This window comes from Streptomyces sp. NPDC039430 (assembly GCF_055639435.1).
Genome location: NZ_JBVKAK010000002.1, coordinates 252,097 through 271,306 on the forward strand (window position 1 = coordinate 252,097; position 19,210 = coordinate 271,306).

Annotated in this window: 22 protein-coding genes; 15 read left to right on the forward strand and 7 right to left on the reverse strand. The window is 70.7% G+C overall.

The window, feature by feature from the left end:
• Positions 1–759, forward strand: a complete 759-nt coding sequence (locus ACZ7LS_RS06100) for an SDR family NAD(P)-dependent oxidoreductase (RefSeq protein WP_382520633.1) — start codon at positions 1–3, stop codon at positions 757–759.
• Positions 760–1,220: 461 nt separating this feature from the next.
• Here the strand turns inward: ACZ7LS_RS06100 and ACZ7LS_RS06105 are convergent, their stop codons facing one another.
• Positions 1,221–1,673 carry a MarR family winged helix-turn-helix transcriptional regulator gene (locus ACZ7LS_RS06105; protein ID WP_382969195.1) on the reverse strand — a complete coding sequence of 151 codons (453 nt, stop codon included), beginning with the start codon at positions 1,671–1,673 and terminating at the stop codon, positions 1,221–1,223.
• A gap of 62 nt (positions 1,674–1,735) precedes the next feature.
• Between ACZ7LS_RS06105 and ACZ7LS_RS06110 the strand changes: the two genes are divergently transcribed.
• From ACZ7LS_RS06110 to leuE, 3 genes are all read left to right on the forward strand, one after another.
• Complete coding sequence (locus ACZ7LS_RS06110) at positions 1,736–2,104, forward strand: VOC family protein (RefSeq protein ID WP_382520637.1); 369 nt, start codon at positions 1,736–1,738, stop codon at positions 2,102–2,104.
• A gap of 127 nt (positions 2,105–2,231) precedes the next feature.
• Entirely contained in the window at positions 2,232–2,783 is a 552-nt protein-coding gene (locus ACZ7LS_RS06115) for an AAA family ATPase (protein ID WP_382669255.1), read from the forward strand.
• 112 nt (positions 2,784–2,895) lie between these two features.
• Positions 2,896–3,588 (forward strand): leucine efflux protein LeuE, encoded by a 693-nt coding sequence (gene leuE / locus ACZ7LS_RS06120; RefSeq protein WP_385131976.1) that lies wholly within the window; start codon positions 2,896–2,898, stop codon positions 3,586–3,588.
• On the opposite strand, the gene ACZ7LS_RS06125 is transcribed toward leuE, so the two are convergent.
• Entirely contained in the window at positions 3,571–4,044 is a 474-nt protein-coding gene (locus ACZ7LS_RS06125) for an ATP-binding protein (protein ID WP_382520642.1), read from the reverse strand. The two genes, leuE and ACZ7LS_RS06125, sit on opposite strands and share 18 nt — an antisense overlap.
• Positions 4,045–4,173: 129 nt before the next feature.
• Here ACZ7LS_RS06125 and ACZ7LS_RS06130 point away from each other — a divergent pair, with 129 nt between their 5' ends.
• From ACZ7LS_RS06130 to ACZ7LS_RS06145, 4 genes are read left to right on the forward strand one after another with little or no spacing between them, the layout of a single operon-like run.
• Positions 4,174–4,998: a helix-turn-helix domain-containing protein gene (locus ACZ7LS_RS06130; RefSeq protein WP_385131979.1), complete on the forward strand. Its 825-nt coding sequence runs from the start codon at positions 4,174–4,176 to the stop codon at positions 4,996–4,998.
• A complete protein-coding gene (locus ACZ7LS_RS06135; RefSeq protein WP_385131982.1) occupies positions 4,985–5,188 on the forward strand; it encodes a DUF397 domain-containing protein in 204 nt (67 codons plus the stop codon). The genes ACZ7LS_RS06130 and ACZ7LS_RS06135 overlap by 14 nt, the downstream gene beginning before the upstream one ends.
• Positions 5,189–5,241: 53 nt before the next feature.
• The gene (locus tag ACZ7LS_RS06140; protein WP_385131984.1) at positions 5,242–5,445 is read left to right on the forward strand and encodes a DUF397 domain-containing protein; all 204 of its coding nucleotides are present in this window, start codon (positions 5,242–5,244) and stop codon (positions 5,443–5,445) included.
• Positions 5,446–5,498: 53 nt separating this feature from the next.
• On the forward strand, positions 5,499–5,714 hold the full coding sequence (locus ACZ7LS_RS06145; RefSeq protein ID WP_382669264.1) for a DUF397 domain-containing protein: 216 nt from the start codon (positions 5,499–5,501) through the stop codon (positions 5,712–5,714).
• Here ACZ7LS_RS06145 and ACZ7LS_RS06150 read toward each other — a convergent pair.
• Positions 5,677–6,030 carry a DUF4333 domain-containing protein gene (locus ACZ7LS_RS06150; RefSeq protein ID WP_382520651.1) on the reverse strand — a complete coding sequence of 118 codons (354 nt, stop codon included), beginning with the start codon at positions 6,028–6,030 and terminating at the stop codon, positions 5,677–5,679. The genes ACZ7LS_RS06145 and ACZ7LS_RS06150 overlap by 38 nt on opposite strands.
• 288 nt (positions 6,031–6,318) lie before the next feature.
• Between ACZ7LS_RS06150 and ACZ7LS_RS06155 the strand changes: the two genes are divergently transcribed.
• The 4 genes from ACZ7LS_RS06155 to ACZ7LS_RS06170 all read left to right on the forward strand — a co-directional run bounded on the left by ACZ7LS_RS06155 (position 6,319) and on the right by ACZ7LS_RS06170 (position 9,280).
• Positions 6,319–6,723: a hypothetical protein gene (locus tag ACZ7LS_RS06155; RefSeq protein ID WP_382520653.1), complete on the forward strand. Its 405-nt coding sequence runs from the start codon at positions 6,319–6,321 to the stop codon at positions 6,721–6,723.
• A gap of 13 nt (positions 6,724–6,736) precedes the next feature.
• Positions 6,737–8,092, forward strand: coding sequence for a putative sodium/potassium/calcium exchanger (locus ACZ7LS_RS06160; protein ID WP_382520654.1), 1,356 nt, complete (start codon positions 6,737–6,739; stop codon positions 8,090–8,092).
• Positions 8,093–8,134: 42 nt separating this feature from the next.
• Positions 8,135–8,629, forward strand: coding sequence for a hypothetical protein (locus ACZ7LS_RS06165; protein WP_385131989.1), 495 nt, complete (start codon positions 8,135–8,137; stop codon positions 8,627–8,629).
• Between the two features lie 138 nt (positions 8,630–8,767).
• Positions 8,768–9,280: a hypothetical protein gene (locus ACZ7LS_RS06170; RefSeq protein ID WP_382520657.1), complete on the forward strand. Its 513-nt coding sequence runs from the start codon at positions 8,768–8,770 to the stop codon at positions 9,278–9,280.
• 98 nt (positions 9,281–9,378) lie between these two features.
• Here ACZ7LS_RS06170 and ACZ7LS_RS06175 read toward each other — a convergent pair whose 3' ends face one another.
• Together ACZ7LS_RS06175 and ACZ7LS_RS06180 are read right to left on the reverse strand one after the other, a co-directional pair.
• Positions 9,379–10,332 (reverse strand): helix-turn-helix transcriptional regulator, encoded by a 954-nt coding sequence (locus tag ACZ7LS_RS06175; protein WP_385131992.1) that lies wholly within the window; start codon positions 10,330–10,332, stop codon positions 9,379–9,381.
• 119 nt (positions 10,333–10,451) lie between these two features.
• On the reverse strand, positions 10,452–11,999 hold the full coding sequence (locus ACZ7LS_RS06180) for an FAD-dependent monooxygenase (RefSeq protein WP_385131995.1): 1,548 nt from the start codon (positions 11,997–11,999) through the stop codon (positions 10,452–10,454).
• A 29-nt stretch (positions 12,000–12,028) separates the two neighbouring features.
• On the opposite strand from ACZ7LS_RS06180, the gene ACZ7LS_RS06185 reads away from it, so the two are divergent.
• The 3 genes from ACZ7LS_RS06185 (at position 12,029) to ACZ7LS_RS06195 (ending at position 16,596) form a co-directional block, all read left to right on the forward strand.
• Entirely contained in the window at positions 12,029–12,703 is a 675-nt protein-coding gene (locus tag ACZ7LS_RS06185; protein WP_382520732.1) for a TetR/AcrR family transcriptional regulator C-terminal domain-containing protein, read from the forward strand.
• A gap of 168 nt (positions 12,704–12,871) precedes the next feature.
• Positions 12,872–14,434, forward strand: coding sequence for a hypothetical protein (locus ACZ7LS_RS06190; RefSeq protein WP_382669281.1), 1,563 nt, complete (start codon positions 12,872–12,874; stop codon positions 14,432–14,434).
• Positions 14,431–16,596, forward strand: a complete 2,166-nt coding sequence (locus ACZ7LS_RS06195) for a polysaccharide pyruvyl transferase family protein (protein ID WP_385131998.1) — start codon at positions 14,431–14,433, stop codon at positions 16,594–16,596. The genes ACZ7LS_RS06190 and ACZ7LS_RS06195 overlap by 4 nt, the downstream gene beginning before the upstream one ends.
• Before the next feature lie 91 nt (positions 16,597–16,687).
• On the opposite strand, the gene ACZ7LS_RS06200 is transcribed toward ACZ7LS_RS06195, so the two are convergent.
• Both ACZ7LS_RS06200 and ACZ7LS_RS06205 read right to left on the reverse strand, forming a co-directional pair.
• Positions 16,688–18,055, reverse strand: coding sequence for an alpha-2,8-polysialyltransferase family protein (locus tag ACZ7LS_RS06200; RefSeq protein WP_382520667.1), 1,368 nt, complete (start codon positions 18,053–18,055; stop codon positions 16,688–16,690).
• Positions 18,055–19,035, reverse strand: coding sequence for a glycosyltransferase family 2 protein (locus ACZ7LS_RS06205; RefSeq protein ID WP_382520669.1), 981 nt, complete (start codon positions 19,033–19,035; stop codon positions 18,055–18,057). The genes ACZ7LS_RS06200 and ACZ7LS_RS06205 overlap by 1 nt, the downstream gene beginning before the upstream one ends.
• Between the last annotated feature and the right edge of the window lie 175 nt (positions 19,036–19,210).

The following is a 19,210-nucleotide window of genomic DNA, read 5'->3' on the forward strand; positions in this document are numbered from 1 at the left end:
ATGACGATCGATAGGACCGCTTTGGTGACCGGTGCGAATCGCGGCCTCGGACGCGGCGCGGCCATCGCTCTGGCCGCACGCGGGGTGCGGGTCTTGGTCACCCACCGCGGTGACGCGGCCGGGGCTGAGAAGACGGTGGAACAGGTGCGGGCGGTGGGTGGGACTGCCGCTGTTCTCCGGCTCGACATCAGCGACGTCTCCTCTTTCGCGTCCTTCGCCTCCGAACTGAGCGAGCAGCTGGAGCGCTGGGGTACTTCGCGGCTCGACATCCTGGTCAACAACGCGGGAGTGGGGATCTTCGGACCGCTGGAGGACGTCACGATCGACGACTTCGACACGGTGATGGGCACCAACGTCCGGGGCACGTTCTTCCTCGTCCAGTCACTTGTGCCGCTGCTGGCCCGAGGCGGCCGCGTCATCAACGTCTCGACGTCACTGACCCGCCATACCAGCCCCGCCACCTCGGTCTACTCCGCCTCGAAGGCCGCCGTCGAAGCCTTGAGCCGCACCCTCGCCGCAGAACTCGGCCCGCGCGGAATCCGGGTCAACTCCATCGCCCCGGGACCGACCGCCACCGATTTCAACGGGGGAGCGATGCGGGACGACGCCGAGACGCGCCAGGTTCTGGCCGGACAGACCGCGCTCGGCCGCGTCGGCGAACCTGAGGAGATCGGCGACGCCATCGCCACGCTGGCCTCCGAGGGCCTGCGCTGGGTCACCGCCCAGCGCATCGAGGTCTCCGGTGGCGCCCTCCTCTGAGCGACCGGGCGACGCCAGGCCGGCGGCGCCAGCCTTGTCGTCGACCTCGCGCGGCGGCAGCGGCTCCACGTTCACTTGCCGGTCGTCCGCGTCGGCGGCCGGCGCGAACAGCGCCTTCGGCCCCTCGGCGTGCGTCCACGCCCGCCCGTGCGGGAACGTACGGAACCGCCGAGACCACTCCGAGTCCTCGTACTCGTGGTACTCGTAGGCGTCCCGGATCCCCCCGGCGGAGCCTCCAGCCGGTGTGCGAGCCGACCATGATCGTTCTCAGCGCCGACCGCTGTACCGATGTTCCCCGAGGCCGGATGCGCGCCGAGCCCGCGACGGTCACACGACTTGACCGGCTCGCCGCAGAAGAGGGTGTAGTAGTCGGGTCTGCCGGTTTTCGAGGCCGCCGGCACGGGTTTCACGCCCGGCCGCGCTCCTGTCCGGGCGGGACGGGACGTGCGCCGGGGAACGGGCTAGGGACCGTCGGGGCCATCGCGCAGGGAATGGATCATGCTCCGCAGGATCCGGAACGCGGCTGACCGCTCGGTCTCGGTCATGCCGGACAACATTCTGACCTCGACGGACCGGACCGCCACGGTCGCCTTCTCCAGGCTCTGCCGGCCACGAGGCGTGAGCCGCGTGGGAAGAACCTTCCCGACGGGAGCCTCCGCGGGCCTGGTCACGTAGCCCTCTCGTTCCAGGGTCTGGAGCAGCACGTTCATCGACTGCCGTGTCACGAACGCGCCCCGCGCGAGCTCGGAGTTCGACAAGCCCGGCCGTTGAGCCAGCAGTTCGAGGCAGGAGTAGTGCGTCACGCTCATCCCGAGCGGCCGCAGCACCTCCTCCATGGCCGAGCGCAGGACGCTCGACGCCTCCTTCAGCAGGTAGCCCAGTGACGTCTCCAGATCGACACCGTCTTGATTCATGTCAGGATTCTGACATAGATTGCCTGTGTCAGAAAGCTGACACGAAGAGAAGGAGCATCACCATGCCCGCCACCGGCCCCGACTTCATCTCGCTCCAAGCGCGCGATCTCGACGCCTCGCAGGCGTTCTACGAGCAGTACCTCGGCCTCGTCCGCTCGCAGGCCGGACCTCCGCACGCCGTCGTCTTCGAGACGAAGCCGATCGCGTTCGCACTCCGCGATGTCCTTCCCGGCACCGATCTCGCGTCCGTCGCTCAGCCCGGCATCGGTGCCGCGATCTGGCTCCACGCCACCGACGTCCAGGCCATCCACGACGCTCTCGTCGCCGACGGCCACACCATCGTCTCCGCGCCGGTCGACGGCCCCTTCGGCCGGACATTCACCTTCGCCGACCCCGACGGCTACCAGGTCACCCTCCACGACCGCGTCTGATCGGCCGGCCCAGGCCTGGAAGTGGCCGGCCGACAGCTGCTCGACCCTGGCGGCTCCGGGCCCCGGCGCACCCACTTCCGCGATAAGCCACTTGACCTTGAGTGCGCTGGTGAAGAGTGTTTCCCCGATGAAACGAGTACTGGTCGCCGGGAGCACGGGTGCGGGCAAGACCACGCTGGCCCGCGCGATCGCCGAGCGCATCGCGATCCCCTTCCACGAGATGGACGCGCTGGCCATCGCCGGGCCCCAATGGGAGGAGAACCCACGCCTGTTCGAGGATGTGACGCGGATCAGCTCCGGCCCCTCTTGGATCATCGACTCCTTCGGTCACCCGCAGGTCCGAGACCTGTTGTGGTCCCGAGCCGACACCATCGTCTGGCTCGACTACTCCCGCCCGGTGATCATGCGCCGCGTCCTGCGCCGGTCGGTGGCCCGTACCCTGTTCCGCCGCCGGATCTTCGGTGGAAACGTCGAAACCGTGGGCGACTGGTTCACGGCCGACCACCCCGCCTGGTGGGCCTGGTCGCAGTACGCGCGCCGCAGGGCTGATATCGCCACCCGCTGCGCCGACCCCCGGTTCGCCCCCCTCGACGTCATCCGCCTGGCCACGCCGCGGGCGGCGCGGGAGTGGCTCAACGTCACCACGACGACTGGTGACGAGCAAAGGCGCATCCCGTGAGGGTGGCCAAACAGGGCTCTGCGGGCGCCCGCTGAGGTCTTCGCCGGGGCCAGGAGTCCATTGGATGGGACACACGTGCGGGTAGTTGGTCCGCATGTGCGACACTCCGGCCATGCTGGGTGTGACTGATCTGCCGACCTATCTGGTGGGCCTCGTACTGATCGTTCTGCTGCCGGGGCCGAACTCGCTCTATGTGCTCTCGGTCGCGGCCAGACGCGGGATACGCGCGGGCTATTCCGCGGCGGCGGGCGTCTGGTGCGGCGACACCATACTCATGGTGCTCTCCGCCGCCGGTGTCGCGTCGCTGCTCCAGGCCAATGAGCTGGCGTTCGGCATCGTGAAGTTCGCCGGTGCCGGCTATCTGACCTGGCTCGCGATCGGGATGATGCGCGCGGCCTGGTCGCTGTGGCGCAGCCGGCACGAGCGCGCGGAGGCTGCGGTGGCGTCAGCGTCAGCGTCCGCCTCGGCCTCCTCCTCCGCCTCCTCTTCCTCGCCGACGCCGGCTGAGCGGCCGTACCGCAGGGCGCTGGTCATCAGCCTGTTCAACCCGAAGGCGATTCTGTTCTTCATCTCCTTCTTCGTGCAGTTCGTCGACCCGGGCTACGCGCACCCCGCGCTGTCCTTCGTCGTGCTGGGACTCCTCGCGAACGCGGCCAGCGCCCTCTATCTGTCGGCCCTGATCTTCGGCGGCACGCGCCTCGCCGCCACCTTCCGCCGCCGCAAGCGCCTCTCGGCGGGGATGACATCGGCGGCGGGCGCGCTGTTCCTGGGCTTCGCGGTGAAGCTGTCACTGAGCAGCGCCTGACGACGGCGGACCGCCGGGGGTGGTGGGGGCGGCGGGGGGAACGGGGTGCGGGGGGACGTACGACCACTCCGCCCAGACCACCTTCCCGGGCCCGTTCCGGTCACTGACACCCCACCGGTCGGCGAGCGCGGCGACGAGCACGAGCCCCCTGCCGTCGCACGCGTCCAGATCCGGCATCCGCTGCTCGGGCTTGTCGGACGAGGCGTCGTGCACCTCGATCCGCAGACCGGCGGATTCCGCGACGTACCGCGTCTCGATCTCCCGTCCCGGCGACACCCGCGCGTGACGCCCGGCGTTGGTGAGCAGTTCGGAGAGAACGAGCACGGCCGAGTCCTCCAGCGCCGCCAGCCCCCACCCGACGAGCGCCTTCCGCAACTCCAGCCGCGCCAGCCCGACGCAACTGGGATGCCTGCTCCACCGCAGCACGACGACGCGGGGCTCGTGGTTCAGGTCCATCAGACGCTCCTTACACGTACGCGAGTCACTTCGTTCTGTGACGAATAACTCACAGCGTGTTGCTTGCGCCGCTACGCTTCCAGAGGTTTCGGCCTGACAACGCGTAGTTCAAGTGAGGGAGTTGATCCCATGGCGGACGCCCGCAAACCACGGACGCCTCGGCAGAAGTACGGGGAGGAGCTGAAGATCCGGCGCGTGGCGGCGGACATGACGCAGGAGGCGCTGAGCGAGGGCGTGGTGTGCTCGCCGACGCTGATCAGCCACTTCGAGGCGGGGCGGCGACTGCCGGGCCCGGATGACGCGCGCCGTATCGATCTCACGCTCGGAACGGATGGGTTTTTCGCCCGGTGGCTGAAGGACCTCGACTCCAAGTACGCCGATCATTTCGCGGTGGTGGCCGAGTTGGAACGGCAGGCGACGGAGATCCGGCAGTACGGAGCGTCACTTGTCCCCGGGTTGCTCCAGACGGACGCGTACGCGCGCGCCGTTTTCCGGGCGTACCGTCCGAACCATCGGGCCGACGAGCTTGACCGCCTTGTGGTCAGCCGTATGGAGCGTGCCCAGCTCCTTGAGAACGGATCAGGCCCCGTAGCGTGGACCTTGCTGGATGAGGCGGCACTGCGGCGCAGGGTCGGGGGAGCGCCCACCATGGCAGACCAGTTGAGCAGGGTCGCGGGCATGGCCGAATCAGGGCGCCTGCGACTGCATGTGCTGCCGTTCGGGGCGGGAGAACATGCGCTGATGGAGAGCATGCTTTACCTGATGAACTTCGAGGACGCCGCGCCCATCGCGTACGTAGAGGGCTTGCACACAGGGCACTTGATCGATGATCCGGCCCTGGTGGGGAGTTGCCAGTCGTCCTACGATCTGGCTCTAGGTGATGCGTTGTCGGGCAAAGAGTCGCTGGCTCTGATCAGGGCCGTAGCGGAGGAGTACGAGCATGAGCAGCAGTGAGCGCGTCGTGGGGTGGCGTAAGTCCAGCTACAGCGGGGGTAGCAATGGTGAGTGCCTCGAAGTAGCCGACGGTTACGCCGATGTCCCGGTCCGCGACTCCAAGAGCCCGCACGGCCCCGTACTGGTGTTTCCGGCGGTCGGCTGGTCCGTGTTCGTCGCGGCGGTCAGGGACGGCGAGTTCCCCCTCTGAGAGCCGCGTCGGCATCGTTGGCGCTGTCAGGTCCGTAGTGGAGGAGTACGAGCATGAGCAGCAGTGAACGCGTCGTGGGATGGCGTAAGTCGAGCTACAGCGGCGGCAGTCAGGGTGAGTGCCTCGAAGTAGCCGCCGGCTACGCCGATGTCCCGGTCCGCGACTCCAAGAACCCGCACGGCCCCGCGCTGTTCTTCCCGGCGGCCGGGTGGTCCGTGTTCGTCGCGGCGGTCAGGGACGGCGAGTTCCCCCTCTGAGAGCCGCGTCGGCATCGTTGGCCCTGTCAGGGCCGTAGCGGAGGAGTACGAGAATGCGCAGCAGTGAACACGTCCTTGGGTGGCGCAAGTCCAGCTACAGCGGTGGCAGCAATGGCGACTGCCTCGAAGTAGCCGACGGCTACCCCGACGTCCCGGTCCGCGACTCCAAGAGCCCGCACGGCCCCGTACTGGTGTTTCCGGCGGCCGGGTGGTCCGTGTTCGTCGCGGCGGTCAGTTCGGGGCCGGGGACGCCGTTTCGTCGGCCTTGATGTCGAAGTTGATCTGGTCTCCTTCGACAGAGGTCACCTTGACCGTGACGCCCAAGGTGCTGCCGTCGTCCGCCGTGAGCGTGCACCGGGTGGTGGTGCCGACCTTGCCCGCGAGGTCCTCGGGGCAGGTGATGTTCGGCTTGGGCTGGCCCGTCGTGGCGGCGAGCTTTTCCGCGACCGTGGTGGCCAGCTTCTCCGTGGACATCTTCGGCGTGGTCGTACCGACGTCGACCGAGGCCGAGCAGCCGACGAGCAGCGCACTGGCGGCCGCGGCCGAGAGGATCGACGTCGCTGCGGACAGCCGGGTTGCGGGCATGGTGGACTCCGGTCTGGGGGATCTTGGCACGAAGCGGCAGGAAGCAGTGGTGCTCTCCGCGCGCCGGGCAAGGCTATCGCGCGACTCCCCTTGGCGAAGGATCGGTTCAGCGTGATGCGCGGCTCTCTCCGCGGTCCCTCGTTTCTCCCCGTCACCCCATCAAACGTCCCCATGTGTGCATGACTTGTGCGTGAGTTGTTTCAGGCCACGGGTGGGGCGTCTCGGCCGCGGAAGCGAACGATAAGGTGCACGACACGCTTCAAAGCATGAACGCAACGGGGGTTGCCCATGGGATCCGGAAACGGTGGCGAGCCGGTACTCGCCAGTTCGTCCAGCGACAAGAAGCGCGCGACGAACTACATGGAACAGGACCTGATACCGGACACCCAGGTGGCCTCCCGCATGGCGGCGGGCGGGGGAGCGGTGCGGCCGCTGTTCGTCGGCCCCGTGGCCCCCGCGAGTCCCCTGATAAAGGAGGACACCGGACTGAAAGGTCTCTCCGGCTGGGCCCTGGACCAAGGTGCCTCCGACGCGCTGACCGCCTGGCAAGGGCAGGCGAACCGGCTGATGGGCCGGTTGCAGGTGGAGTTGAACGGGCTGCACGGCGCCAAGAACAACCTCCTGAACCAGGACACCGCCGTAGGCGCGCAGGCCGACGCGATACGGCCCCCCAGCAGTTTCGACGGTATGTGACGGGGGAGCGGCCATGACGCTGAACTATCAGGACGTGATGACGGCCGACCTGTCTTCGCTCACGGACGTGTCCGCGGCGTGGAAGAAGATGGGTGAGCGCTTCGGTGAGCTGAAGACCGCCTACGAGACGAACGTGCAGGGCGTTCTCGGCAACGGGAACTGGCAGGGGCTCGCCTATGGCGCGCAGCAGCAGTACGCCTCGGCCACGGCCTTCGAGTACGGCGCGGCCAAGAAGGAGGCGCTGGCCATCGCCAGCCTCCTCACGGACGCGCACACCGAGCTGACCCGGTTGCAGAAGGCGGTCAAGGACCTGGTCCATGACGCCGAGAAGAAGGACTACAAGGTCGACAGCTCCGGCAAGGCGACCTACGTCGGGTACGACAACCTCTCCGAACAGGAGAAGTACGCCCTCCATCACGACCCCGACTACCCCCGGCTGCAGGCCGACGCCCGGGAGAAGGCGCAGGGCTGGACCGACGAGATAGCCAAGGCGGTCAAGGCCGTCGACGAAGCCGACCAGAGCGTGAAGCGGGCGCTGAGCCGCGCGACGAGCGACGGTTCGACGGACGGCATCGGGATCGGCGGGTTCAACGCGCAGGCCGAGGGCGACCTGGCGAAGGCGGGCAAACCGGAACCCAAGGATTCGACGAAGCCCGACGGGTGGGTCGCCGAGGGCGAGTCCGAAGCCTCCGGCCCCGGCACCGGGACATCCGCCACCGGGCCCGACGTGGCGGGCGGCAAGCTGGCGGAGGCCGAGGCGCACGCCGACCTCGGCCGCGCGAGCGCGGAGGGCTCCCTCACCAACGGCCCGATGAAGCTCGCGGGCGAGGCCGAAGCGTACGTGGGCGCCAAGGCCTCCGCGGCCGGCGGCATCACCAACGAGGGCATCAGGGGCGAGGCCGGTGCCTTCGCGGGCGCCGAGGCCTCGGCCAAGGGCACCGCCGACGCCGGCCCCGTCGGGGTGTACGGACGGGCGGAGACCAAGGCGGGCGCCGAGGCAGGCATCAACGCCGGGGTCGGTCTTGAGGGTGTGCAGGCCGGTGCGGAAGCGTTCGCCGGCGCGAAGGCAGGCGCCGGAGGCGGCGCGGACATCGGCGGCATCGGGGCGGGAGCGACGGTCGAGGGCTGGGCCGGCATCGGGGCCGAGGCCGAGGCGACGTTCGGCAAGGGCACGGACGGCAAGTGGCACATCGGCGCGAAGACGGGCGTCGCCGTCGGGCTCGGCGGCGAGGTCGGCTTCGAAGTCACCGTCGACCCGGGGAAGATCGCCGACACGGCGGGCGACGCGGCCAACGCCATCGGCGACGCGGCTGGTGCCGTGGGCGATGCGGCCGGGGCGTTCGGCAGTGCGGTCGGTGGCCTGTTCTGATGTACGTTCGCACACCCGTTGCCGTAGTAAGGAGGCCCCGAGATGGCCACGACCCTGCCCGTACCGATCGAGTTCGAACTGCCGGAAGGCTGGCGCGCCGCACGGCCGGATGAAGTCGGCGCACCGGGCGCGGCGTTCGTCGCGCTGCATCCGCGACCGGACGCCGGATTCAACGCGAACATCACGATCGACGGCGACTACCGGCCGGACGCGGCGACGCTGGCGGAGATCGCCGACGTGTCCGTGGAGCGCCTGGGCCAGGCCACCACGTCGGTCGAGGTCGCCGGACGCCGCGAGATCGGCTCCGCGGACGCGCCCGGTTTCACGCAGACGCTGGCCCTGTCGACCGTCGTCGGCGGCGTACCCCGCGACCTCGTCCAGTCCCAGGTGTACCTGTCCATGCTGGACGTCGCCGATCCGCAGAAGCGGGCGGTGATCCGCCTGGTCCTGACCGCCACCGCGTCCCAACACCCCTCCGTCGTGAGCGACTTCCAGGACTTCGTGCGCACGGTCCGCCCGGACACCGCGGCCTCCTAGCGCGGACGCACCCTCGTACCGGCAGACCGTGCCCCGGAGACCTTGCACAGGCAGACCGTGAACCGGCAGACCTTGCACCGGCAGACCTTGCACCGGCAGACCTTGCACCGGCAAACCGACTCCTCATAGGTTGATTTCATGGGACTCTTCGACAAGCTGACCGGAACCAAGCGCCCCGCCGACGGTGTCGCCCCGCGATCCGCCGCCGAGGTCCACGCGGCTCTGCTCGGCCTCAACCGCCCTGACGTCCCCTATGTCATCCGGGACGGCCGCGAGGAGGGTGCCGATCTGGTGGCCGAGTGGCGCGTCCTGGACCCGGCCTGGCAGACGTTCTTCGTCCGCACCCAGGTGAGCCGCGTGTTCCAGGTCCGTATGCGCCTGGTCCCGGAGAAGAACGAAGTCCGCTCGCTCGACCAGCAGTACGAGGTCTCGTGGGCCGGCGACACCCCCAGCCTCGCCCTCGCGGCCGATGCCCAGCGCGGCCAGGTGCAGACGGTCTCGAAGCGCTGGACGCTCGGCGGGGGCGAGGACGGGGACAGCGAAGCGACCGAGACGTTCAACTTCGACAGCTCCGAGCTGAAGGACCCTCTTCAGGACGCCGTTCTGGGCGCGGGATGGACCTGGCGCGGAGTCATCAGCGGCAAGCTGTGAGCCTGGCGGCCTGAGTGACGGCCGGACGCCTGTCCCGCTGACCGCCTTCCTCGGGCATTTCGGACACTCGGACACCTCGCATGTCTCAGCGCGAGGAGTCAGTCCTGTTCGTTCTCGTCCAGCAGGGCCCGGAGGCGGCGCCGCACTGCCTCTCGTACCTCGTCCGGGGACAGCACGCGGAACGGGGTCGCGAGGCAGAGCAGGCATGCGGCGAGTTCGTCGGGGCCGGTGCCGCCGATCGTGACGAGGGTGGCGTTCGCGCCGTCGGCCTGGTGCGTGCCGAGGTTGGGCGGGACGAGCCGCAGGGCCTCGTCCAGGGGGACGGGGAGGCGGACGGTCGCATAGAGCGGATAGCCGCTGGTCAGCATGCGGGAGACGAGCAGGGCGGCGTCGGGAGGGTCGACGAGGTTCACCGGCTCCCCGGTCGGATGGGCCTCCGCGACCCGGTCCGCGCGGAATGTGCGCCATTCGCCGCGCGCGATGTCCAGGGCGACGACGTACCAGCGGTGGCCGGTCCGTACGAGACGGTACGGGTCGATGTCCCGTACGGTGGCCCGCTCCTGCCGGTCGCGGTAGGACAGCCGGACGCGTTCGCCGCGCCGGCACGCGTCGGCCAGTTCCAGCAGTACGCCGGGGGAGACCTGGCGGTCGTCGGGCCGGGGGGTGTGGACGAAGGCTTCGTTCAGCTCGCCGAGCCGGTCCGCGATGTGCGAGGGCAGCAGCCGCTGGAGCTTGAACAGCGCGGACAGCGCGGCCTGGTCGCCACCGAGGACACCGCTGAGCGCGGCCTCGCGCAGGGCGACGGCCACGGCGAGCGCCTCCTCGTCGTCCAGGCTCAGGGGCGGCACCTTCGCGCCGCCCCTGAGCCGGTAGCCGCCCCAGGGGCCGGGCTCGGAATCGACGCGGTAGCCGAGGTCGCGCAGCTTGGCGATGTCCCGCCGGACGGTGCGTTCGGTGACGTCCATACGCTCGGCCAGCTCGCCGTTGGTCCACGACGGTCGCGTCGACAGCAGCGAGACCAGCCGCAGCAGTCTCGCTGAGGTGCCGATCACAAGGGCAGCCTAAGGGGCAGCCTGTGCCCCGGGGTCCGTACGGCCGGCCCGCGTACGGCCGGCCGCCCGTACGACCGGCCGCGCGTACGGCCCCGGCGTACGGCCCCGCGCTCCCGGTCTCACGCGTAACGGGCCACCGATGCCCCCACCCCCCGCAGCCATTCCGCCAGGCCCCTCGCGTCGTCGCCCGCCCACCCCACGTAACCGTCCGGGCGGACGAGGAACACGCCCTTGCCGTACGGGGCGTACGCGTCCAGCTCGCGCACCCGGACCAGCTCCGGGTCCAGCGGCGGGAGTTCGGCGTCCGTGCCCACCACGAGCAGGGTGAAGTGCGGGCCGCGCAGCGTGTCGAAGAGGGTGGTGCCGTCGGGCAGCGGGCCGTCGGGGGCGCGGTCGCCGGCGCGCAGGGCGCCCGCCGCGCCCGTGGACAGCGGGCCTTCGCGGTAGCCGAGGCCCAGTTGGCGGGTGGCCGCGCCACGCCCGGCCTCGCCGCGGTGGATACGGGTCGACAGGCCGAGCATCTCGGCGGCCACGGGCCGGCGCTCCTGTTCGTACGTGTCGAGCAGGGCCGCCGGGGCATCGTGACGCAGCACCTGGCCGAGCTTCCAGCCCAGGTTGTAGGCGTCCTGGACGCTGGTGTTCAGGCCCTGGCCGCCCGCCGGTGAGTGGACATGGGCCGCGTCGCCCGCGAGGAAGATCCGGCCGTCCCGGAAGCGGTCGGCGAGGGCCGCGCGCGGGCGGAAGTCCGAGGACCAGAGCACGTCGGTGACCTCGGACGCGGCGAGATGCGTGCGGGCGGCGACCAGCGCGCGTACGCCCGCCGCCGAGGTGTCGGGCGCGGAGCCGTCCTTGAACTGGGCGGTCAGCTGGAAGTCGGCCGTGCCGGGGAGCGGGCACGCGGCGAGGAACGAGCCGTCCTCGGCGGGGAAGATATGCCAGTTCAGCCGGTCGAGCGCGGGGATCCGGACGTCCGCGACGAGCATCGGCGCCGGGTCGACGGTCTCGCCGGTCATGCCGATGCCGAGGAGGCTCCGTACGCTACTGCGGCCTCCGTCGGCGGCCACGGCGTACCGCGCGCGAACGGTCCGTCCCGGGGCCGCGCCGGCCGCCCCCGTGCCGACCGCTTCTGTTCCGGCCGCCGCCACCCCGGCCGCCGCCACCCCGGCCGCTCCGGCATCGGCCGACAGCTCCGCCGTCACCCCGTCCGCGTCCTGCGTGAGGCCGGTCAGCGCCGTTCCGAAGGCGACGTCCCCGCCCAGTTCCCGCAGGCGCGCGTACAGGATCTCCTGCGTACGCCACTGCGGCACCAGCCACGGGCCCGCGTACGGCTCCGCCGCCGTCGGCCGCGTCTCCTCGAACATCCGGTGCTCGCCCTGCCGCTCACCATTCAGCCAGACCATTCCGACGGGCGCGGGGCCGCCGTGCGCGAGCATCCGCTCCACGACGCCCAGGTCGTCCAGTACCTCCAGCGTGCGCGGCTGGACGCCCTTGCCGCGCGAGCCGGGGAAGAGCCGCGCGGCCCGCTCCACGACCTGTACGGAGACCCCGCGCCGCCGCAGATCGCAGGCGAGGGCGAGGCCGGTCGGGCCGGCGCCGGCGATCAGTACGTCGACCACCGCGACGGGACCGGCGGCGGCACCCGCGTCCTTAACGTTGTTAAGTTCCATGAGATCGAGGATGTGCTTAACGCTGTTAGATTGTCAAGGTGGCTACGACACGACTGGACCGCACGCTGGTCGCCCGCACCGCGCTGCGGCTGCTGAACGAGGTGGGCCTCGAAGGGCTGACCCTGCGCGCCATCGCCGCGGAACTCGGCGTCAAGGCGCCCGCGCTCTACTGGCACTTCAAGGACAAGCAGGCGCTGCTCGACGAGATGGCGACCGAGATGTTCCGGCGGATGGCGGCCGACCTGCCCGCCGTCGCCGCCCCCGACTGGCGGGACGGGCTCACCGCGGCGATGCGCGGGCTGCGCGGTCATCTGCTGCGGTACCGCGACGGCGCCAAGGTCTACAGCGGTACGCACTTCACGGACACCGGCTACGCGGTCACCATGGACGCCCATCTGCGCGGGCTCACCGAGTCCGGATTCACCCCGCGGACGGCGGCGCGCGCCTGGTTCACCGCGTACAGCTACACCATCGGTTACGTCATCGAGGAACAGTCGATGTTCCCGGTCGCGGCCACCGCCACCGGCACGGCCACCGGCGCGGAGGGGATCGACCTCGCCGCCCGCGCCGAACGGCTGGCGGCGTATCCGCTGGCCGCCGGCGCGGGCGAGGAGATCTTCGGCAATCACGAGGAGGGCTTCGAGAGCGGCCTCGCGGCGGTCGTGGCGGGGATCGCCCTCACCGTGCGGCCGTCCGACGCCTGAACCCTGTCCGGTCACGCTCCGTCGCGGAGAGTCGCCTTACCAGCCCCTGATGTCCGAAGCGTTTCGTTCCCCTTACCGACGGTGTGAGTTCACCTCCGGGGCGGAGAGATTTCCTACCCTGTCACCCACTCACCATCTGTCCGTGGGGCAGTAGACGCCGGGAGCAGCATGACGAAGGCCCGCAGACTGTGGCCGAGATGGCGCGGCGGTAAGAACGCCGAGAACGCGAGGAACGGAAGGAGCGGGGGCGGCGGACGGAGCGGAAACGCCGGAAGCACCGCCACCGCGCCACCGGACGGTACGCCTCCCAGGGACTCGAAAGAGCTGGAGGAGTGCCTGCGCGCCTGCGCGGTGCACAGCGACAGGCTCGCGGCCGCCGGTACCGAGAACGACCGCAAACGCGCCGATCTCGCCGCGAAGCTGCGCCGCCTCCGGGACGTCCACGCCTCGGCCCACGCCTCCGCGGCCTCCGAGCCCGCCGGGAACGAGCTGTTCGACGCGCTGCTCGCCGCCGGGACCGCGGCCCTGGAGTGCGGCGACGGCGGCGGACGCGACGGCGAAGGCGACGGCGGCGAACCGGCGCTCGCCCTGCTCATCAGCGCCACCGTCCTGGCCGAGCGCGGCAGCTCCCGGGCCGGCTGGCGGCTGCGGGCCAGGACCCTGGAGGCCGCCGGTGACGAGCAGGCGGCCGTCGAGGCGTACGAGCGCTACCTCGCGCTCACCGAGACCGACTGGTACGGCGTCGCCCCCCGCCTCGCCGGGCTGCGGACAGCCGCCCGGCAGCAGGAGGACATGCTCCGGCTGCTCGCCCGCGAGTGCCCGCGCGCCGAGGAGTTCGCCACCGCGCCCGCCTCCGCCGCCGAGGTGCGGGACGTGTGGGAGGAGGGCCTGCGCCTCCACGACAAGGGCGACCGTACGCAGGCCGAGCCGCGACTCGTCGGCGCGCTGCTGGCCATGGGCCGCGACCGCCACCCGGTCGGGGAGTTGCAGAACGCCGTCGGCCACTACCTCGACCTGCGCGTCGCCGCCGCCGACGGCGACGCCTCCGGGCTGCGCGAACTCATCGGCCACTACGCGGAACAGCGCAGGAACCGGATGCGGCCGCCCCTCACCGATCCCACCCTCGGCGGGGTCGACTGGATCGGCGTCGGTGAGCTGCGCAATCTGATCGCGGGCAAGTCCGTCTGTCTGGTGGCCAACTCCGAGAGCCTCGGGCGCGGTTCGCTGGGGCCGGAGATCGACGCGTACGACCTGGTCGTACGGTTCAGCTCGTACCGGATCGACGCGCCCGCCACCGGTACGCGGACCGATCTCCACGCCACCGCGCACGAGCACGGCTTCAACTGGGACCGGCCGGTGACGACGCGCATGGTGTTCGGCGGGTCCGCGGAGAAGTGGAGCTACTCGCTGCGCGAGCGGCTGGTGCCCGGCGCCCAGCGGTATGTGACCGACGAGTCGGTGCGCTGGCCGCTGCGCCATCTCGGCGGGGTCGACTGGGACGCCTGGCCCTCCGTCCCGACCAGCGGGTTCAACACCCTCTGGCTCCTTGATTTCCTGGATGTCAGCCCGGCGCTCGATCTGTTCGGCTTCGACTTCTACGAGAGCGGCGTCCACCGTCTGCCCGGAGCGATGCGCGTACCCGTCACCTCCGAGCGCGAGCGGACCAGCGAGAAGGCATGGGTCATGGAACGCGCCCAGAGCGTCAACGACATGAGGATTTCCCTGAGATGACCCCCAGCCCCGCGACTCCGAGCCCTGTGCCCCCGAGCGCCGCGACCCCCAGCCCCGCGACCGCGAGCCCCATCACCGCGAGCCCCAAGAGCGCGGACTCGCTCACCGGCAAACGCCGTATCGCCTTCGCCGCGCTCGTCGGCGGCGACGACGACGTGCCCGGCCTCCTGACCCTGCTGCGCAGCCTCGCCCTGTCCAACCCGGGCGTGTGCGAGGACTTCGTCGTCCTGCACAGCGGGCCCGCTCTGCCGGCCGCCTCCGTCGCCCGTATCCACGCGGTCCATCCGCGCGCCGAGCTGCGCCCGGCGGGAACGGGCCCGCGCGGCGACGCGTTCCGCACCGGCGACTACGCCACCGTGCTCCGCGCGTACGACACCGTGATCGTCCTCGATCCGCGCACGGTCGTCCTGGGCGACCTCGGCGCACTCCTGCGGCTGCGCGAGGGGGCGGTCGCCTTCACGCCCGGCGACACCCTCGTCATCCAGCGCGACCACGCGGAGACGGCCCCGGAACCCGGCGGCGAGGCCCCGATCGGCGACTCCGAGGACGACCGGAGCGCGTACGACCTCTCCGACGCCGAGTTGCACGCCGCCTACCTCGCGCTGAACGGCACCCCCCACCACGATCTGATCGTGCACTACGGGACCCCGCACGTCGCCCGCACCGGAGACGTCGAGACCGCCCGCCGCGTCGCGCTCGCCCATATCGGCGCGGGCGAGTTCCAGGAGGCCGCCGACCTGCTGGGATCGGTCCGTATCCCGGTGAACGAGGCATGGCCGCACGAGGTGTTCGGGCACGCCCTGATGAGCCTGTCCCGCTACGAGGAGGCCGAGGCCCAGCTGCTGCTGGCCACTGCCGCGCCCAAGCGCGCCGCCACCGCCTTCGCCCGGCTCGCCCAGATCGCCTGGATCCACGGCGACGACACCACGGCGCAGCGCCACGCCATGAACGGGCTCTCCGCCGACCCCACCCACCGGGGGGCGCGGCAGATGCAGCGCCGTACGGCGGGCGCGCCCGCCGGGCTGCCGCACCCGCGCGAGGGCGCGGCGGAGGACCAGCTCGCCCATGTCGCGTACTACATGCCGCAGCAGGGCAACGCCGGGGACAAGCTGCTGCCCGAGTCCGTACGGCTCACGTTCGGCCCCGACACCGGACCCCGCCGCTGGCACTCGATCCACGCGCACCGGCTCTTCGACGAAGCCGCGCTGGAGCGGGTCAACGCCCGGCGCGGGCTGGTGATCGGGGGCGGCGGGCTGTTCATCCCGGACACCGCGCCCAACGGGAACAGCGCCTGGCAGTGGAACGTCCCCGACGCGCTGCTCGACCGGATCGACGTGCCCGTGATGGTGTACGCGGTCGGCTTCAACGCCTTCGACGGACAGTCCTACCGGCGCGAACGCTTCCACGCGAGTCTGCGCCGGCTCGTCGAACGGTCCGCCTTCTTCGGGCTCCGCAACCACGGCTCGATCGAGAAGGTCCGCGCGCTGCTGCCCGCGGAACTGCACGAGAAGGTGCGCTTCCAGCCCTGCCCGACCACCGTCACCCGGCAGCTGGTCGAGGGCTGGACCGACCCCGCGCACCGGGAGAACACCGTCCTGATCAACGCCGCCTACGACCGGGCAGGGCTGCGCTTCGGCCATGACTACGGGCATTTCCTCGCCGAACTGGCCAAGGCGATACGGGCGCTGGGCGGTCACGCCGAGGTGAAGTGCGTGGCGCACTCGGTGGACGACGAGCGGATCGCGTTCGATCTACGGCGCGAGCACGGCATCTCGCTGCCGGTGATCCCGATGTACGACTCCGGGAACGACGAGATCCGCGACCTCTACGCCCGTACGAAGCTGGTGATCGGGATGCGGGGGCACGCGGGAATGATCCCGTTCGGCTGCGGGACGCCGATCATCAGCCTGATCTCGCACCCCAAGATGGCGTACTTCCTGTCCGACATCGAGCGCCCGGAGTGGGGCGTCTCCGTCCATGACAAGAACCTCGGGGCGGTGCTGACGGAGCGGGCGCTCGGCCTGCTGGACGATCACGCCGCGTCCGTCGCCGACGTACACGGCAGACAGCGGGAGCTGTGGAAGGTCACGCAGGCGAACGCGGCGGAGCTGCGGGCGATCCTGGGGACCACCGCCCAGACCCCCGAAGACCGCACGGCCTGATCCCCGGCCCCCGGCCCCCGGCCCTCGCCGGAGACCCTCGCCGGACGGGCGACGCATCTCGTCCCGTCCGGCGACCAGGGTCCTCGCAGTCCTACCGCAGCACCGCCCGCCGCAGCTTCCGCGCCCGCCGCACCATCCGCCGGGCCGTCGCGTTGCGCGGGATACGGGCCAGCTGCGCCGGGACCGCGCCGGGCAGCGCCAGCGCCGTGAGCCGGCGCCGCTTGAAGTAGCGCCAGGTGTGCGTGTCGAGATGCTCCGACAGGTACTTCTCCGCCGCGGGGCGCAGCCCCGGGTAGATCTGGTGCTGCATCGCGTAGCCGACGGTCGCGACCAGGTCCGCGATCAGCGGGTCCGGCCGGTGGGTGACGGAGTCGTCGTCGTCCAGCGACGGCAGCAGCGCGTCCACGATCGTCACCGGCACGCGGTTGCTGTTCTGGTACGGGGCGAGCCGCTCCAGCAGCAGCTCCGTGCCCGTGTGCGCCACCGGGATGCCGTAGAACGCGGACGCCGTGAACAGCGCCGTCGAGAAGCAGCCGACCACCAGCGCGGGCTTCAGCCGCCGGTAGAGCACCTCGGCGAGCACCGGGCTGTCCAGGATGGTCAGGTCGGCGCCGAGCTTCTTCGCCTCCTGCTCCAGCTGCCGCGACCAGGCGGCCGGGGCCGTGGGATGCGGCTTGAAGACCACCTGGGTGTGGCCCTTGGCGACCGCGCCCCGCACCATCCGGATGTGCAGTTCCTCCTCCTCGCGCTCGGAGAGGATCCCGAGCGCGGAGAGGTACTGGCCGAGGAGCAGCGCCGGGGGCTCGGACGGTGTGTCGAAGTTCCGCTCGGCGTCGGTGAGTTCGTCCAGCACGCGCAGGAAGGCGTCCGTCGGCACCAGCTCGGGGCCGACACCGAACTCGGTGAGGAGGAGCGGCTTGAGCCCCGGTACGAGATCGAGGTGCAGCAGTCTGCGCACCCGCTCGCCGACCAGCGGTTCTATCTTCGAGCGGGTGGGCCCGTAGCTCATCAGCCCGTCCGCGTACACCTCGATGGGCGCGCCGGTGAAGATCTGCGCGATCGCGAGCGCCGGGTTGACCTGGATCGACTCGACGATCAGCCGTACGTCGTCGTCCCCGAGCCGCCAGGCCAGCCGCAGATGGCGTTCCCAGAGGGGTACGTCGTCTGCGCGCGGGGACCAGCTGCCCGGGTGGAACGGCGCGATCGTCTCGTTCCACGACACGAGGTCGTCGAACCGGTCGCGCAGCTGCTCGAAGCCCGGCATCTCGTCGACCGAGGGCGTCAGCTCGGGCGAGCCCGCGTTGTTGCAGACGACCAGCAGCCGGCGGTGGGCCGCGGGGAAGAGCCCGGCGTCGATCGCGGCGGCCAGGGTGGCCGCTCCGTAGAGCGTGGAAGCGCAGAAGACCTGCGTCGTACGCGCGGCCGCGGACGCGCTCGGGAAGAGGGACGACGACGCCATCACGCTGCCGCCTTCCCGGCGGTCAGGGGCCGCCTTCGCAGGCGGCGCAGCCGGGCCGAGCGGTCCAGGTCCATCGAATCCAGCGCTTCCTTCAAGACGTCCTGAGGCAGTCGTTTCAGAGCGGCGGCGCTCATCGCGCGCAATTGCCGCGCCACGGCCGGTTCGAATCGCTCTTTCGACGCCAGATGGTGGGAAATGATCGCGCAGTAGGTGCGCACGGCCTTCAGCAGGAAGCGGTCCGCTTCCGCGTCTTTCGCGGTCTCCTCGATGACCTGGTCGAAGGCGCGGATGAAATCGAGCTGCCGTACGTCGCCGATCTGGGTGAGCGACGAGGCGACCCCGCGCCGGTAGAAGGTCCCGAGCAGTCCGAGCACGGCGAAGGACTCCGCCTCGCGGTGCAGCCGCCAGATCCAGGGCCGGTCCTCGGCGGTCCGCAGTCCGTCCGTGAAGTGCACGAGGCCGCGGTCGACGAGCCTGCGGTGGTACATGCCCGCCCAGGCGTACGGATAGTCGACCGAGGTGGAGCGGTCGGCGGGCAGGATCGCGTCGCGGGGCGACAGCACCTCGTCGCGCCGGCCGACCGGGACGCGGTGGATCGTCCTGGCCCTGGCCGTGAACTGGACGTGGTCGGTACGGACGAAGTCGCAGCCCAGCCTCTCCATGGAGGCGAGCACCTGCTCGTAGTAGCCGGGCGCCACCCAGTCGTCCCCGTCGAGGAAGGTGACGTACTCCCCGTCCGCGGCGTCCAGACCCGTATTGCGCGCGGTGGCCAGCCCCCCGTTCTGTTCGTGTCTGAGGAGGACCGCCCCCGGAAGGTCGCGCGCCGCCTGTTCGAGGATCTCCGGGGTCCCGTCGGTCGAACAGTCGTCGACAAGAAGGAACTGGAAGTCCTCGCGGCTGTTCGCGCGCAGGCTTCTAAGGGTTTCGAGGGCGTATGTCTGCACGTTGTAGAACGGCACGACAACAGAGAGCTTGACCACCTGCGTGACGCTAGGCGGAGCCGAGTCATGCCGCCTGACATCCGGACGCATGGAAGGTGAACGAAGAATGGCGGAATGGTGAAGCCGCCCGCATCCCGGCCGTTTTCTGTCCGTTCCGGGCCCGCGTCGCCATTCGTAGATGTGCTGTTAACCCTTTATTGCCATTGAGTTGGGG